This window comes from Rhizobium sp. BR 314, from assembly GCF_047445805.1.
Lineage (GTDB): Bacteria > Pseudomonadota > Alphaproteobacteria > Rhizobiales > Rhizobiaceae > Rhizobium > Rhizobium lusitanum_B.
This window is the reverse complement of sequence record NZ_JARWLA010000005.1, coordinates 146,865-162,437: the sequence shown is the minus strand read 5'-3', so window position 1 is coordinate 162,437 and position 15,573 is coordinate 146,865. Positions and strand designations below refer to the sequence as shown.

Here is a 15,573-nt window from a genome sequence, read left to right as displayed (position 1 = left end):
CGATAAAAGCCCACTTATCTTCCTGGAGCAACGAGATGTGTTGTTCTTGTCCAGCGACAAATCCAGCATAGTTCTCCACAACGGCTTGCCCGGGATCGGCCAATAGTTTTGTGAGATTGATTCCAGTGCGAAGGCGTCTATCTCGCGCCGATGACATGCTGCCCCTCCAATACCATCGCATCGGGTTGTGCCCGGCTTGAAGACCTGGCCCAAGTCTTTCCTGATGAAGCATCGATCTCGCGTCACTGGCGCTCAGACATCGGAGTGACTAAAGCGGCACCATCGGTCACCGATGAAGATAGATCGTCTTCGCCAGAGTGCAGCAAATGCAATTTCCTGCCAAAAGCAATGGTTCGCGATGGATTGTGACGATCTAAATGTTATCACCATACCATATTAGCCAATTGTTGCTTTCGATAACGTACAATTAAGGATGTTCTTCTATCGATACATTATTCTCCAATAGGTAGTGAGCAGAAAGCGGTTCGGAATGTCCAAGTTCTCGTTGCAACAACTCCTTTACCTCATCGCAGCCGCGCCGCTTCTCGCCTTCCTTTGGTTAGGCATGCAGGTCGTGTCGCAGGCCTATGACAAATACTCCGTCATCGAGCGCCAGACGGTGGTGCAGCATCTGGCGGAAGCCGGCCGCAAGATTGCGCAGGCACTGCCGGCCGAAGATTTTTCGACGCCAGAAACGCGAGCGCGCCAGCGGGCCGTGACGGATGAGGCGCTTGCCAACCTTCTTGCGGCTTTCGAGGCATGGAGATCGGCGGGCAACACCGACAAGACGATCGAAAACGACGTCGGGATCATCCGCTCGAAATTGGCGGGACTTCCGGAATACCGGCGTCACGTGGACGCGAACGGTGAAGTGGACAGCAGCGAGGCGCTGACCGTGTTGCAGCCGGCCTCTGCCGCCGGGCTCGACCTCGTGCGCCGCTCCGCCGCGACCATCGACGACCTTAGGCTTGCCCGGCTGATCGACGGCTATCACGCCCTGTTGCAGGTGGGCGACGCCGGTCAGATCGAGATCAATTTTGGCAAGCAGTTCCTCGGCGGAACGCCGTTGACACAGGATGACCTTGCCTTCCTGCTGCATGCGCGCAACTTGCGCGACACTTACGGCCAGAAGATCGAAGAATTTCTTCCACGGACCCAGGTGGAAAAACTCTCCGCCTTCCATGCCGGCCCGCAAGGTCTCTTCCTGGAAAAGACGATGCAGGCCATGTATAGGAACGAGCCCATGACTGCGGATGCCAAGGCAGTCGCTGAATGGTTTTCGACCACCAATGCGCAGACGGAACTTGTGAACACCGTTGTCGACGAGACCTCGGCTCTTCTCGAACGCCTGACCAGCGAACGGATCGCCCATCTCAAGTGGCAGCTGGAATCCGTATTGATGCTTTCAATAGGCATCTTCCTCGCCGCGATGGCCCTTTGCCTGTCGACCGCTCGCGTCGTTTCGAAGATGGTGCGCTCCATCTGCCATCGTATGATGCGCCTTGCGCAGGGTGAAACGGCAGAATCGGTTCCCTTCGTGCAGCGCCGCGATCTCGTCGGGGAGATGGCTCGTTGCGTCGATGTCTTCCGTGACGCCGCGAAGCGCAATGCAGCATTGGAAACGGAGGCAGAGGAAAGCCGCCGCAACGCCGACATGGAGCGCCAGCGCATCGAGCGCGAGGCCGCCGAACAAGCGGAAAGCCGCCTGCAGGCGGCAACGGGCTCGCTCGCCGCCGGCCTCAATCGTCTCGCCTCCGGCGATCTCCTATGCGAAATCTCCGATAGATTTGCTCCGCAATTCGAGCCGCTGCGCCACGATTTCAATGGTTCCGTCCGTCAGTTGCGGACGGCGCTGTCGACCGTAGGCCAGGCGGTGAAAGTCGTGCATGGCGGCAGCAGCGAGATTTCCGCCGCCTCCGACAACCTCGCCAAGCGCACCGAGGCACAGGCCGCCTCGCTGGAGGAGACAGCAGCCGCACTGGAGGAAATCAGCGCCAATGTCCGCGCCACCTCGCAGCGCACCGGTGAGGTTCGCGACCTCGTCAGCGAGACCCACGGCAATGCCCGTAAATTCAGCACGGTGGCTGAAGATGCGATCCGGGCGATGCAGGGTATCGAAACCTCGTCGCAGCAGATCGGCCAGATCATCGCCGTCATCGACGAGATCGCATTTCAAACCAACCTCCTCGCCCTCAATGCCGGCGTGGAAGCAGCGCGGGCGGGCGATGCAGGCAGAGGTTTCGCAGTCGTTGCTCATGAGGTTCGCGAGCTAGCGCAACGCGCCGCAACCGCCGCCAAGGAGATCAAGACGCTGATCAACGCCTCGCGCGAGCGGGTAGTGGATGGCGTAAAGCTCGTCGGCGCGACCGGTGAGGGCCTAGGCGCAATTTCCGAACTCGTCCAGTCTATCCATGACCATATGGATGCCATCGCGATGGCCGCCAAGGAACAATCCAGCGGGCTGCAGCAGGTCAACACCGCGGTCAACATCATGGACCAGGCTACGCAAAGCAACGCGGCAATGGTTGAAGAAATGACGGCGTCTGCTACCTGTCTCGTTCAGGAGGCTCAAGGCCTGTCGTCGATGCTGGAGAAGTTCGTGACGACTGCCGATATCGGCCGGAATCACCGTATCGCAAATCGGAGCGCACGCGCAGCCTAAAGCGTTTCCGGGAAGAGTGCGTAACGGCCTTCCATCCGCAATGCGCAAGAAGACAGGATACGGAGCGCTTCTGCGATTCAAGAAAAAGCAGAAGCGCTCGACTTACGACTGCTGAGCTTTCAACGCGGGCCGACAGATCCTTTTTATGGGTGCTTCCACTCCATTGACGTTCAAACACCGGTACGCGATTGCCCTAACCCAAGCAAAAACTTCGCGGCTGCAAGCACGGACGGGCTTCGACAATCGCTTTCGATCGAGGCTGCCTATACTGTGCCACTCTGCCCGGCGATGAAGGACGCTGTTAAGACCGATGTACGTTCAGAGGCATGTCAGTAGCGGCGAAATCCTCCAATCAGCGCCACCAGCGAGTTTCAAAGAGGATGACGAAGATCTACCGCGTCAAGGCATCGCGCGGAAATCCGGCGGCGAGGCAGTCGATGAACTTTCGAACGGCAGGGGGAAGGCCGCGTCGCGTGGTGAAGACCAGATGCACCTGGCCGCGCATTCCCCTCCATGCAGGTAGCACCCGGACTAACGAACCTGCCTCAAGCGCCTGCCGGCATGTGTGGTCCGGGAGGAGTGCGACACCCAGGCCTGCGACCGCCGCGGACCGCACCGCCGAAAAATCGGCACAGCCAACCCGCGGCGCATGGCGAAGAACATGTGCGCGGCCGTCATCCGTCGCCAGGTGCCAATCGATATCCGCGTGATCGTCGCTGGTCGCCAGCGTCGGAAAACGCCCGAGATCCTCGACATCGGCGATCCTGCTGGCAAGCTGCGGCGTGGCCACGAGAATACGAATGGATTCTCCGAGCGAACGCATGGTGAGCGATGCATCGCTGTCGAGCGAGGTCCGAACACGCAGCGCTACGTCGATCCGTTCTTCGATAAGATCGACCGGCCGATCGATAGCTAAAAGTTGCAGGCGAACCTTGGGATAACGATCCAGAAACTGTGTGACAAGCGTTGAGATCGCCTCGATGAGCCCTGTCGGACAACTCATACGTACGATGCCGTACGGCTCCGATTGCGCCTCGGCCACCAGAGCTTCCGCACGATCTGCCTCCATCTGCATGGCCTTGCAACGCTCATAGAAACTTTGACCGATGTCCGTCACCCTGAAACGGCGGCTCGATCGCTCGATCAGACGGACGCCAAGCCGCGCCTCCAGCGCGGCGACTCGGCGGCTCAGCTTCGATTTTGGCTCGCGCAGCGCGCGGCCCGCCGCGGCAAAGCCGCCATGCGCAACCACTTCGGCAAAGTAAGCCAGATCATTCAAGTCAGCCCGCATCATCGTTCCTTTTTCAGAACGCTAAGTATCATAATTGCCGGCTGTTTGCATCATCGTTCTACTGGCATGCTCTTTTTCGACGGCCGAACACGCCGCTACAAAGGAGAAACGCAATGACAAACAGGTTCGTAAACAAAGTTGTGGTGATATCGGGCGGTACGAGCGGCATCGGTCTCGCCACCGCGAAAGCTTTTTCTGCCGAAGGTGCCTCGGTTTTCATCACCGGTCGCCGTAAGGAAACGCTAGACGCCGCCGTCCGGGAAATCGGCGGCCGCATCACCGGCATACAGGGCGACATGAGTCGGCTCGCCGATATCGATCGCCTCTACGACGCCGTACAGCAGAAGCATTCCAGCATTGATGTTGTTTTTGCCAATGCAGGGGGCGGCGAATTCGCTCCGCTCGGGGCAATCTCGGAAGACCACTATCAGAAGACCTTCGACACCAACGTGAAGGGAACCCTGTTCACCGTTCAGAAGGCGCTGCCGCTGTTACGCGACGGCGCATCGATCATCCTTACCTCCTCGACAACAAGCATCTCCGGCACTCCGGCGTTCAGCGTTTATTCCGCCACCAAGGCAGCGATCCGCAGCTTCGCCCGCAACTGGATCCTCGACCTGAAAGACCGCCGCATCCGGGTCAATGCGATCAGCCCCGGCGTCACAGAAACCGCCGGCCTCAATGAACTCTTCGGCGGCGGCGATCAGGCTGAGGGGACGAAGAACTATCTCGCCGGACAAATCCCCGTCGGCCGCATCGGCAAGCCCGAAGAAATTGCCAAGGCAGTGCTCTTCCTGGCCTCCGAAGACGCAAGCTTCATCAACGGCATCGAACTCTTCGTCGATGGCGGCCACGCGCAGATCTGACCGCCCATTCTTTCGATGGAGAAAAACCATGTCCTATGATATCGCCACCCTGCTTACCCGCAATCTCCATGAGATTTTCGGCGAAGGTGACGACGCCCGTCGTCGTGCGGCGGCACAAGAAATCTTCACTGAAGATGCCGTATTCTACGAACCAAACGGCGTCACGCGCGGACGCGACGAGATCGTGCGCATTGCCGGCGTGATCCGTGCCATGCATCCGGACTTTCAGTACACAGTCTTGCGAGCCCCCGAAGTTCTTCACGGGCGATCCGGGCGCGTCCAATGGGTTTCCGGCCCGCCCGGCGCGCCGCCGGCATATGCTGGCACGGACGTCGTTATCGCGACCGATGGCAGAATTGCCGAAATCCACCTATTCTTTGACGCAATGCCGGCGAATCCGTGAATAGGGACCTCAGCCGTTCATAAGGTATGCGCCTCGTCGGCTGAGGAAGAAGAACACGAGGTTGGCGGCGCAACGCCTTCGACGGCGCGCGGTGCGGCCTATCGGCGAAGCGAAGCTCCGATCTTTCGATCAGAGCTTCACGATCGTCTTGCGGGCAAGCAGCCCCTGCGGCGCGAACAGCAGAACCGCGATCACGAGCAGGATGGTGAAAGCATCGCGATAACTCAGCAGACTATCGGGCAGATAGGCCTGGAGAAACACCTCGATAAAGCCTAGCAGGAAGCCGCCTGCAACAGCACCCGAAAGRCTGCCAAGGCCGCCGATGATCGCGGCGATGAAGGCCTTGAGTACCGGCAGGAAGCCCATCAGCGGATCGACGCTGCCGCGCTGCGCCACCCAGAGAATGCCGGCAACGCCGGCCAGAAGACCCGAAATTGCAAAGGCAGTGGCGACGACCGCATTGGCGCGGATACCCATGAGGCGCACGATGGCGAAATCCTCAGAGGCCGCGCGCATGGCCCGGCCAAGCACAGTGGTCCGCAAGAAAAGGTTCAGCCCCGCCAACATGATGAAGGTCACCAGGATCGAAATGCCCTGGATGATACCGATATGCAGCCCGGCAATCTCAATCGTACCGGAAAGGCTCATCGGCATCGGAACTGGCTTCGGGCGAGCCGAAACGAAATTCTGGAAGAGCACGCGCAGGATAGCGCTGACGGCAAAGCTGGTCAGAAGCAGGGTGGTGCCGCTCGCCCCGCGAACCGGCCGAAAGGCTGTGCGCTCCATCAGGAGCACAAGCAGGATCGCGACCGCCAGCGCCACAATGATTGCCACGCCGAAAGGTAGGCCGACGATCAACGCAAAGCAGAGACCATACCCGGCCGCCGTCATAAGCTCGCCGTGGGCGAAGTTGATCAGGCCCATGATCGAGAAGACGACGGCAAGACCCAGTGCCAGAAGCGCATAAGTGCCGCCGAGGCTGAGCGCGTTGACCAGCTGCTGCAGAAACATGTCCATGAGATGAACTCCCTTTGCCGGTCAGGCGCCCAAGTAGGCGCCCTGGATTTCAGTGGAATTGCGAAGATCGGCCGCGGAACCCGACAGTACGATCCTGCCATTGGCCATCACGTAACCGGCATCGGCGATCTCGAGCGAGAGAGAGACGTTCTGCTCCACAAGCAGGATCGTCAGCCCGCGCTCGCGCAGACCCGAGATGAGTTCGAAGATCTGGTCGACGATCTGCGGTGCAAGACCGAGCGACGGCTCGTCCAGCAGAAGCAGATCGGGCGAAGACATCATCGAGCGGGCAATGGCCAGCATCTGCTGTTCGCCGCCGGACAGTGATCCCGCCTTTTGACGCAAACGCTCCTTCAGGATCGGAAAGCGCGACAGCATGTCGTCGCGCACGGCATCGATGGCCCCTCGCCCCTTATGCATGGCGCCGCCGAGAAGAAGATGCTCGTCGACGCTGAGGCTTGGAAAGATGCGCCGTCCTTCCGGCGTCAGCGTCATGCCCATGCGGACGATCGTCTCAGGCGGAAGTGCGGAAATGTCCTTGCCGCCGAATGTCACCTTACCGGCCTTCTTGGCGGCGAGGCCAACAAGCGCATTGAGGGTCGAACTCTTGCCGGCGCCGTTTGCGCCAAGCAGCGTTACGATCTGCCCTTTACGGACCAGAAGATCGACGCTCTTCAGGGCCTCGACCGGACCATAGGCGACCTTTAGCCCGCTAACTTCAAGCAAGGGGTCCTGGTCGGAAATTCTACTCATCATCATCTGGCAAATCCTTGCCGCAGCCGCTGCGCCTGAGCCATTGAACGAATTCGTTTCGGTGACGTGCCCCCGGCAAAACTCCGAGGGCACGTCATCCAGATCACGGGGAAGGAACGTCCGCGGCGTTCGGAACACCCTGGCTCACCAGCGAACGCTTGCCGCCATCGATGCGGACCAGCGAGACCGAGCGCAGCGGCATTCCCTTGGTGCCGACATAGGTAATGGCGCCGGTCACGCCCTTTACGCCTTCGAGAGAGGCGACCGCATCGCGGATTGCCGTCGGCGCGACGCTGCCGGCCTTGGTAACGGCCGCTTCGATGACCTTGCCCAGGTCATAGCCATTGGCGATGTAGACCGTATCCGGGTCCTGTCCGAACTTCGCCTTGTATTTCGCATTGAAGGCAGCGAGCGGACTGCCGTCGACAGCAAAGCCGGCGGTGGTGAAGACGACTCCGTCAACGAGCGCACCAAGGCCGAACGTCGTGGGCGAGTCGATGCCGTCGCTGCCGAGAATCGGTGTGTTGACGCCTGCACCACGCAGCTGACGGATGAAGGCCGGGAAATCAGGCTCATAAGCGGCTGTCATGATGACGTCGGGTGCAGGGTTCAGAGCCTTGATCTTCGTCACCTCGGCGCTGAAGTCCTGCTGGCCCATGGCGAAGGTGCCCTCGCCAACCAGCTCGCCACCCTTTGCCTTGAAGCTCGTGGCGAAATATTCCGGCAGCTTAAGCGTATAGGCGGTGTCGGGAGACTTCAGGATATAGGCCTTCTTGAAGCCCTTGTCCTTGGCATAGCCTGCAAGGACGGCAGCCTGAACGTTGTCCGCGGGATAGTTTCCGAACATATAGTCACCGACCGCCAGCGGCATGGTCGGTGTTGTCGCACAGAACGAGAAGGCCGGGATATGTGCCGCCTGGGTGATCTGGCCGGCTGCGATCGAGGGATCGGCATCGCAAGGCGTGATCAGGATGCTGATGCCCTGATCGACAAGCTCCTGCGCAACGAGAGCGGTCTGCCCGGCATCCGAGCGTGTGTCCTTGGCGACGAGCTTGATCGGAAACTTGCCCGCGATACCGCCCGCCGCATTGAGCTCGTCGACCGCCATCTGCAGACCTTTGAGCGACGGCTGGTCGTAAGGGGCGAGAGTGCCGGTCTGGGCCGTAGCCAGGCCGACCACGAGATCGTCTGCCAAAGCCGGAACAGCCATGGCGCCAAGCGCGCTTGACAGGAAAAGAACCTTCAATGTCGACTTCATTATTATTCTCCTCTGGATTGTTATGCTGTCTTGCCGCTCGTATGCGGATCGAGATTGAGTACAGGTGCCTCGGTTTTGGGTGGCTCGTGCTTTGCCGTTGAGCGGCGTCGGCCGATATAGGCCTCGATGACAGCGGGATTCGACTGGATCTCGGCCGGCGTACCAATGGCGATCTGCTGCCCCTTGTTCAGGACCACGACGACATCGCACAGGCGCATGATGAGCTTGAGATCGTGCTCGACCACGAGGAGGCCGAGGCGATATTTCGTGCGAATCCGGTCCAGCACGGCCATCAATTCCATCGTCTCCGCTGGGTTCATGCCGGCGGCCGGCTCGTCGAGCAGCAGATAGCGGGGCTTCAGCGCCAGGGCGCGGGCGATTTCGAGACGGCGCTGCGCACCATAAGAGAGCGTCCCCGCCAGCTGGTCGGCGACGTCGCCGAGGCCAACCTCGAAGAGCGCTTCGCGGGCAAGATCGACGGGATCCGCGCCATCGCGCGCGACCGCGCTTGCGGCAACCGTGACATTTTCCAGCGCCGTCAGGTTCTTGAAGAGGCGGATATTCTGGAAGGTACGCGCAAGGCCGGCGATCGGCACGCGATGAACTGGCAGCGAGGCGACATCGACGCCGCCGACGGTCACCCGTCCGGTCGATGGCGGCACGACGCCTGAGATGCTGTTGATCAGTGTCGATTTGCCGGCGCCGTTCGGGCCGATCAGGCCGGTGACGAGGCCCGGGCGAACTTCGAAATTGGCATCCTCGAGCGCAACGAGCCCGGAAAACCGCTTGCCGACATTTTCCACCCGCAGCACGTCGCCTTCAATGCTGATTGCCTCCGTGGTCGCGGGCTTTGTGGCCGACTGTGCCTTCCCGGCAGCCAGACGTTTTAGGAACGGCAGCTGCTCGTCGATCTCGCGCACCCCGAGAAGACCGTCCTGCAGGCGATACATCACAAGCAGGATCGCCAAACCGATGCCGATATCAGTCAGGCCGAAGACAGTCGGCAAGGAAAAGAAGCCAAGATCGACGCCGCCCTCGAGCTTCCTGAGCAATTCGACGATAACCATGATGACCGCCGTACCGATGACAGCGCCGGAAACGGTGGTTATGCCGCCGAGGATCAGCATGGCGAGCAACAGGAAGGTCAGGTTGAAGTAGAAATCCTTCGGCGAGAAGGCACCGATGAAATGACCGAGCAGCACCCCGGCCGCGCCGGACAGAACGGCGCCGAGAACCCAGGCAAGGAAACGATGCAGCCGCACATTCACGCCGACGGCGGTGGAGGCGATTTCGTCTTCACGCGAGGCGCGTAGCTTCATGCCCGCACTTGAATCGCGGTAGATGCGCGCAATCGCCACGGCAACGATCGCAAAGGGCAACGCCATCCAGATATTTACCGCACGCGGTATGCCGAAGAAGGTCTGGCTGCCACGGGTGAAATCGCTCGATGCGACAAGCACGACATGGACGATCACCAGAAAGCCGAGCGTGCAGATCGAGGCCGACGATCCGGCAAGCCGCGCCACTGGAATACCAATCGCAATCGCCACCAGCGCCACGACAACGAGAGCGACGAGAAGGGCTGGAATGAACGGTAGACCCCATCCCGTCAACCAAGCCGGCAGATGCGGCAGGGCCGTTTTCTGTATGATCGGGCTGATGGTCAGTAGCCCGGCAGCATAGGCACCGATCGCCATGAAGCCGGTATTGCCGAACGAGATGATTCCGGAATTGCCGCTATAGACGGACGTACCAATCACGGCAACGACGTAGATCAGGAACAGCGTTACCAGCCGTTCGCCGCCTCCCGGAAAGAGGCCTGCCGCCACGAGGGTCGCAATGACCAGAGGGAGCACCGTCGCAATGATCCCGACGACGGTCCCACGCCTTATGCGCACCATCAGAATTCTCCCGATTTTTTAGACCCAGGTTTTTTGGGCCGTTCCCGCAACAAACGTTAGTCGAGAAAATCAATATGTCAATCTTGTTTCAATTTCTGTTGACTGATAGCAATAATGTAACAAAATGAAGATCAGCGGACCAACGCCGATCGCAGGGGGAGATAGGAAGTGACTATTCGAGATCGCCTCACCGAAGGGGGCATCGATTTTACCCGCGCCGAACTCAAGATCGTCCGGCAGCTGCTGTCGAACTATCCGGCGGCGGCCCTCAACACCGTGGCCAATCTCGCCACGGCGGCCGACGTCAGCAACCCGACAGTCGTGCGTTTCGCCAACAAGCTGGGGTATGAGGGCTATGCGGAATTCCAGGCCGCATTGCTGGACGAAGTGCAGGAACGCATGAGTTCGCCACTGTCCATGCTCGACACCCGCAAGCCCTCGCTCGAACAGGAAAATTTCTATCAGTATTTCTTGCGCGCCAGCGTTCACGCGCTGGAATCCTCGATGCATATGCTGCCACCAGACGATTTCGAGGCAGCAATCGATGCCGCCGCCGATATCAATCTCAGGGTTCACTGTCTCGGCGGCCGCTTCAGCGGCTTCATGGCCGGCCTTCTCTGGTCCCATATGAAGCAATTGCGTCCGGACACGCGCTGGATCAACGGCTCTCAGGCCGATCAGGTCGATCACCTAGTCGATTTCGGCAAGCGTGATGTCCTCTTCGTTTACGACTACAGGCGCTATCAGAACGATACGATCCGTTTTGCCCGACAAGCGGCAAAACAGGGTGCGAAGATCGTGCTGTTTACCGATCGATGGCTCTCGCCCATCGCACAGTTCGCCTCCGTCACCCTGACGTCAACCGTCGACACAGTGTCGCCCTACGACACGATGGTCCCGGCTATCGCGCAGACCGAAGCCTTGATTGCCGGCCTTACCGCGCGGCTTGCAACGCAATCCCGCCAGCGGATCGAACGCATGGAAGAGTTGCGCCGCAGCTACGCCATTACCGAAGACGCCTACACCACAGCAGTCGGCAGCGGGACGTGAGATCCCGCGCCAATGACGAAACGAGATTTCCTCTGGAGGACAGACATGGGCATGATTGAAGTACAGTACGGCAAGGATCTGCTGCGGCGCGACAGCGCCTACGAACCCGGCATGACCAGCGTGCTTTTTGTCGATATGCAGCGCATCTGGTGCGAGCCGAACCTTGACCCGACGCATCCACAGGATGCCGACAGCTACTATCACCGCCGCCTGCGCAATACGGTGGTCCCGAACCAGGTTCGCATCCTCGACGCGGCCCGCAAGGCCGGCTGTAACGTGCTGCACACGATCATCGAGAGCCTGACGCTCGACGGCCGCGACCGTTCGCTCGATCACAAGCTTTCCGACATGCACGTACCCAAGGGCTCGCCGGAAGGCCAAGTAATCGACGCACTGAAGCCGATCGACAACGAGATCATCCTGCCGAAGACATCCTCCGGTGTCTTCAATTCGACCAACATCGACTACGTGCTGCGCAACCTCAACACCCGCTATCTCATCATTGCCGGCGTCGTGACAGATCAGTGCGTCGACATGGCCGTGCGCGATGCTGCCGACCGCGGCTATCTGGTGACCGTGGTCGCAGATGCCTGCGCCACCTATAGCCAGGAACGCCATGAAGGCGCTCTTCGCGCCTATTCCGGCTATTGCTGGACCACAAATACCGAAACCGTTATCGACCGCCTGAATGGGCTCGCCGCAGCGTGATCTCCGCCGGCGCGGCTCCATAGGTAGACACGAAACAAGGGGAACTCATGAGCGACAACAGCAACGGCAAGGCAACCTCCGACCTGATGGAGCTTGCCACCTTCGTCACCACCGATATCGCCGGCATCACAAGAGGCCGCAGCTTTGCTGCCTCCGAAATCGATAGCTACCTGCGCAAGGGTGTCGGCTGGGTGCCTGCCAACCTGGCACTGACGCCATTCGACCTGATTGCCGATCCCAACCCATGGGGCTCATCCGGCGATCTCAGGCTGATCGCAGATCCCGACAGCAAGGCGCGCGTCACCTGCCTGCCCGACGTCACACCGCTGCATTTCTATCACTCCGATATCACCAATCTGAAGGGCGAGCCCTGGGAATGCTGCGTGCGCAGTTTCCTCAAGGCAACGATTTCGGAATTCGAACGCGAGGCCGGGCTCAAGGTCGTCGCGGCAGTCGAACAGGAGTTCCAGCTTCTTGGCGTCGACTGGCCGGCTGCTCCCTCCTTCGGTCTGCGCGCGCAGCGCCGCGCCGAGCCCTTCGGTCCGCTGCTTATGACAGCGCTCAAAGAAGCCGGCGCGGAGCCGGAAATGTTCCTGCCGGAATATGGCAAGGATCAATTCGAAATCACCTGCCGCCCTGCACCCGCGCTCGCCGCCGCCGACAGAGGCGCGACCATTCGCGCCGTCACCAAGGAAGTGGCAGCGCTCTTCGGTTGGAATGCGAGCTTCGCGCCGAAAACCGACCCGAACGGCGTCGGTAACGGCGTGCACCTGCATGTGAGCTTTACCGATCTTCAGGGCAATCCGGTCACCTTCGACGCATCGCGTCCGGGGCGGCTTTCCAAGATTGCCGGATCGTTCGCGGCCGGTGTTATCAAGCATCTACCGGCGCTCGCGGCATTTACCGCGCCCTCGGTGCTCTCCTACATGCGCCTCGTGCCGCACCACTGGAGCGCTGCCTTCACCTGCCTCGGCGAGAAGAACCGCGAGGCGACGCTGCGCATTTGCCCGACATTGGACCTGCCTGGCAGCGATCCCGCCAAACAGTTCAATATGGAGTATCGCGCCGCTGACGCCTGCGCCAGTCCACACCTGTCCCTGGCCGTCGTCCTCAAGGCCGGCCTCGAAGGCATTCGGGCGGGGCTCGAGCAACCGCCATTGATCAATTCGGACCCTTCGAATTTCTCGGCGGAGGAACAGGCCAAGCTCGGCATCCGCCGCCTGCCGTCAAACCTTTCCGAGGCCATCGATACGCTGGCCGCCGACGAAACCGTGACCGGCTGGTTCTCCAAGGACTTCCTCGATTGCTACTTTGCCATGAAGCGCAAGGAGATCGAGATTGTTGCAGATCTTTCTCCCGAAGCGCTCTGCGCCCGTTACGCCTCCGTATATTGATGGATGGATCATGACTTCGACCACAGCCATCAAACGCCCGGAAAACCGGTGGCGACACGACCCGCAGCTGCCATTGCTTGCGATCGACGAGCCGCCGCCCTATGCGGTCGTCAACCCTGACGGCCGCTCGCCCTACCTGCTTTTGTGCGAACACGCATCCAACCGCATCCCGCGGGCGCTCGGTGACCTCGGCCTACCGGAAAGCGAGCGCCGGCGTCATATTGCCTGGGACATCGGCGTCTCAGCTCTTGCTCAATATTTGAGCCAGACACTCGACGCGCCCCTGTTCATGGCCAACTACTCGCGCCTTGTGATCGATTGCAATCGACCCCTCGGCGCGCCCACCGCCATTCCGGAGGTCAGCGAGACCACCATGGTGCCGGGCAATCTCGATCTGAGCGACGCCGAGAAGGCAAATCGCGTCGACAACCTGTTCAAGCCCTTCGCCAATGCGATTTCGAGGCGGCTGGATCTGAGGCAGGCCGAAGGCAGGCGCACCCTGGTCGTCGGCATCCACAGCTTCACGCCGGTCTACTTCGGCAACACGCGCCCCTGGCAGGCTGGTATCCTCTATCGGGATGCCGAACCCTTCGCCCGGTCGCTGATCCGCTCGCTGAGCGCGGATTCCGATCTCACCATCGGCGACAATGAGCCCTATAACATTCATCCGGACGAAGACTACACGGTGCCGGTGCATGCGGATGGGCGGGGGCTCCCCGGAGCTTTGATCGAAGTGCGCCACGATCTGATCGACACGCTCGCCGGCGTAAATCACTGGGGAGCCTGCCTCACCCGCTGCCTTGAAACCGCGCTGGAGGAGTGCCCGGAATGACGGACGCGCTCTACGAACGCGATGGCAAAGCCATCGGCTCCTTGCAGAAGCTGCGCTTTTTTCCCCTCGCGGTCGCCGGAGGCAAAGGCGCGACGCTGATCGAGGAAAGCGGTCGGGAGCTCATAGATTTTTCCGGAGCATGGGGCGCAGCAAGCCTTGGTTACGGTCACCCTGCGATTGTCGAAGCGGTCTCGCGCGCGATTGCCAATCCTGCGGGCGCTAGCATTCTGTCGGCCGCCAACGAGCCGGCCGTGGCGCTGGCCGAAAAGCTGCTGGCGTCCTTTCCTGGCGAGAGCACACATAAGGTCTGGTTTGGCCACTCCGGTTCGGACGCCAACGAAGCGGTCTCTCGGGCCGTGATGGAGGCGACCGGCCGCACCGGCCTCGTCTCTTTCGCCGGCGCCTATCACGGCTGTACCGTCGGCTCTATGGCATTTTCCGGCCATACCGTGCAGGCGGGAGCCGCAAAGGCGGAAGGTTTGCTGCAACTTCCTTACCCTGATCCCTATCGGCCCTACCGCGACGACCCAACCGGCGACGCTGTTCTCGAGCTTTTTCAAGCGAAGTTGAAAGAGGCCGCCCCCAAATCCTTTGCTGCGGCCTTCATCGAGCCGATCCTCTCGGATGGCGGCGTGATCGTGCCACCCGAGGGCTTCCTCCAAAAATTTGCAGCTCTATGCCGGGAGCACGATATCCTCGTTGTCTGCGACGAGGTGAAGGTCGGCCTCGGCCGCAGCGGCAAGCTACATTGCTTCGAGCATGAGGGCTTCGTTCCGGACATTCTGGTCCTTGGCAAAGGTCTGGGCGGAGGTCTGCCGTTATCGGCGGTGATCGCTCCTAAAAGGATCCTGGACTGTGCAAGCGCATTTGCCATGCAGACCCTGCAAGGAAATCCCGTCTGCGCGGCTGCCGGCCTTGCCGTCCTCGACACGATCGAGAAAGAAGGCCTTTCCGCCGCGGCCGGGCAGAAGGGGCAAGCCCTGCACCGAAAATTGTTGCAGCTTGCCGACAAGCACGCTCTCATCGGTGATGTGCGGGGCCGCGGGCTCGCCTGCGGCGTCGAGCTCGTTGAGCAGGGAGGAAGCCACATTCCTGTCAAGCGCGAAACGGCAAAGCTCATCTATCGCGCCTACGAGCTGGGGCTCGTGCTCTACTACGTCGGGATGAGCGGCAATGTTCTCGAAATCACGCCGCCGCTGACGATTACCGAAGACGAAATCGACCGGGCGATCAATATCCTCGATCAGGCTTTTGCCGACATCTCCAATGGACTCGTCCCGGATTCGGCCACCCAGGGCTTTGCCGCCTGGTAGCGCCCCGACGGAGCTAGTAAATCCAAACACTTTGCGCTGCGGGCGTCTGAAAGGCGACCTAGTTCGCGTTTTGCTTGACGATGGACCGAAAACGCCAGATTGTATCGGGTGCCTGCACGATCCCA

Annotated in this window: 13 protein-coding genes; 8 read left to right on the top strand and 5 right to left on the bottom strand. The window is 60.5% G+C overall.

Annotated features, from left to right (window positions below):
- Positions 1–490 precede the first annotated feature (490 nt).
- Complete coding sequence (locus QD461_RS09470) at positions 491–2,662, top strand: methyl-accepting chemotaxis protein (RefSeq protein WP_414087508.1); 2,172 nt, start codon at positions 491–493, stop codon at positions 2,660–2,662.
- Between the two features lie 391 nt (positions 2,663–3,053).
- Here the strand turns inward: QD461_RS09470 and QD461_RS09465 are convergent, their stop codons facing one another.
- On the bottom strand, positions 3,054–3,956 hold the full coding sequence (locus QD461_RS09465) for a LysR family transcriptional regulator (RefSeq protein ID WP_414087507.1): 903 nt from the start codon (positions 3,954–3,956) through the stop codon (positions 3,054–3,056).
- A 110-nt stretch (positions 3,957–4,066) separates the two neighbouring features.
- On the opposite strand from QD461_RS09465, the gene QD461_RS09460 reads away from it, so the two are divergent.
- Entirely contained in the window at positions 4,067–4,819 is a 753-nt protein-coding gene (locus QD461_RS09460; RefSeq protein WP_414087506.1) for an SDR family NAD(P)-dependent oxidoreductase, read from the top strand.
- A gap of 28 nt (positions 4,820–4,847) precedes the next feature.
- A complete protein-coding gene (locus tag QD461_RS09455; RefSeq protein ID WP_414087505.1) occupies positions 4,848–5,222 on the top strand; it encodes a nuclear transport factor 2 family protein in 375 nt (124 codons plus the stop codon).
- A gap of 129 nt (positions 5,223–5,351) precedes the next feature.
- Here QD461_RS09455 and QD461_RS09450 read toward each other — a convergent pair whose 3' ends face one another.
- The 4 genes from QD461_RS09450 to QD461_RS09435 form a co-directional block, all read right to left on the bottom strand.
- Positions 5,352–6,239: a branched-chain amino acid ABC transporter permease gene (locus QD461_RS09450; RefSeq protein WP_414087504.1), complete on the bottom strand. Its 888-nt coding sequence runs from the start codon at positions 6,237–6,239 to the stop codon at positions 5,352–5,354.
- A gap of 21 nt (positions 6,240–6,260) precedes the next feature.
- Positions 6,261–6,965, bottom strand: coding sequence for an ABC transporter ATP-binding protein (locus tag QD461_RS09445; RefSeq protein WP_414087654.1), 705 nt, complete (start codon positions 6,963–6,965; stop codon positions 6,261–6,263).
- A 130-nt stretch (positions 6,966–7,095) separates the two neighbouring features.
- Complete coding sequence (locus QD461_RS09440; RefSeq protein ID WP_414087503.1) at positions 7,096–8,250, bottom strand: ABC transporter substrate-binding protein; 1,155 nt, start codon at positions 8,248–8,250, stop codon at positions 7,096–7,098.
- Between the two features lie 20 nt (positions 8,251–8,270).
- On the bottom strand, positions 8,271–10,151 hold the full coding sequence (locus tag QD461_RS09435) for a branched-chain amino acid ABC transporter ATP-binding protein/permease (protein WP_414087502.1): 1,881 nt from the start codon (positions 10,149–10,151) through the stop codon (positions 8,271–8,273).
- A 168-nt stretch (positions 10,152–10,319) separates the two neighbouring features.
- On the opposite strand from QD461_RS09435, the gene QD461_RS09430 reads away from it, so the two are divergent.
- Genes QD461_RS09430 through QD461_RS09410 form a run of 5 tightly spaced genes read left to right on the top strand, consistent with a single transcriptional unit; the run spans position 10,320 to position 15,448 of the window.
- Positions 10,320–11,201, top strand: coding sequence for a MurR/RpiR family transcriptional regulator (locus QD461_RS09430; protein WP_414087501.1), 882 nt, complete (start codon positions 10,320–10,322; stop codon positions 11,199–11,201).
- Positions 11,202–11,246: 45 nt separating this feature from the next.
- Positions 11,247–11,909: an isochorismatase family cysteine hydrolase gene (locus QD461_RS09425; protein WP_414087500.1), complete on the top strand. Its 663-nt coding sequence runs from the start codon at positions 11,247–11,249 to the stop codon at positions 11,907–11,909.
- 47 nt (positions 11,910–11,956) lie between these two features.
- The gene (locus QD461_RS09420) at positions 11,957–13,303 is read left to right on the top strand and encodes a glutamine synthetase family protein (RefSeq protein ID WP_414087499.1); all 1,347 of its coding nucleotides are present in this window, start codon (positions 11,957–11,959) and stop codon (positions 13,301–13,303) included.
- Between the two features lie 10 nt (positions 13,304–13,313).
- Positions 13,314–14,135 carry an N-formylglutamate amidohydrolase gene (locus tag QD461_RS09415; RefSeq protein ID WP_414087498.1) on the top strand — a complete coding sequence of 274 codons (822 nt, stop codon included), beginning with the start codon at positions 13,314–13,316 and terminating at the stop codon, positions 14,133–14,135.
- Positions 14,132–15,448: an aspartate aminotransferase family protein gene (locus tag QD461_RS09410; RefSeq protein ID WP_414087497.1), complete on the top strand. Its 1,317-nt coding sequence runs from the start codon at positions 14,132–14,134 to the stop codon at positions 15,446–15,448. Before QD461_RS09415 ends, QD461_RS09410 begins: the two co-directional genes overlap by 4 nt.
- The last annotated feature ends 125 nt before the right edge of the window (positions 15,449–15,573 follow it).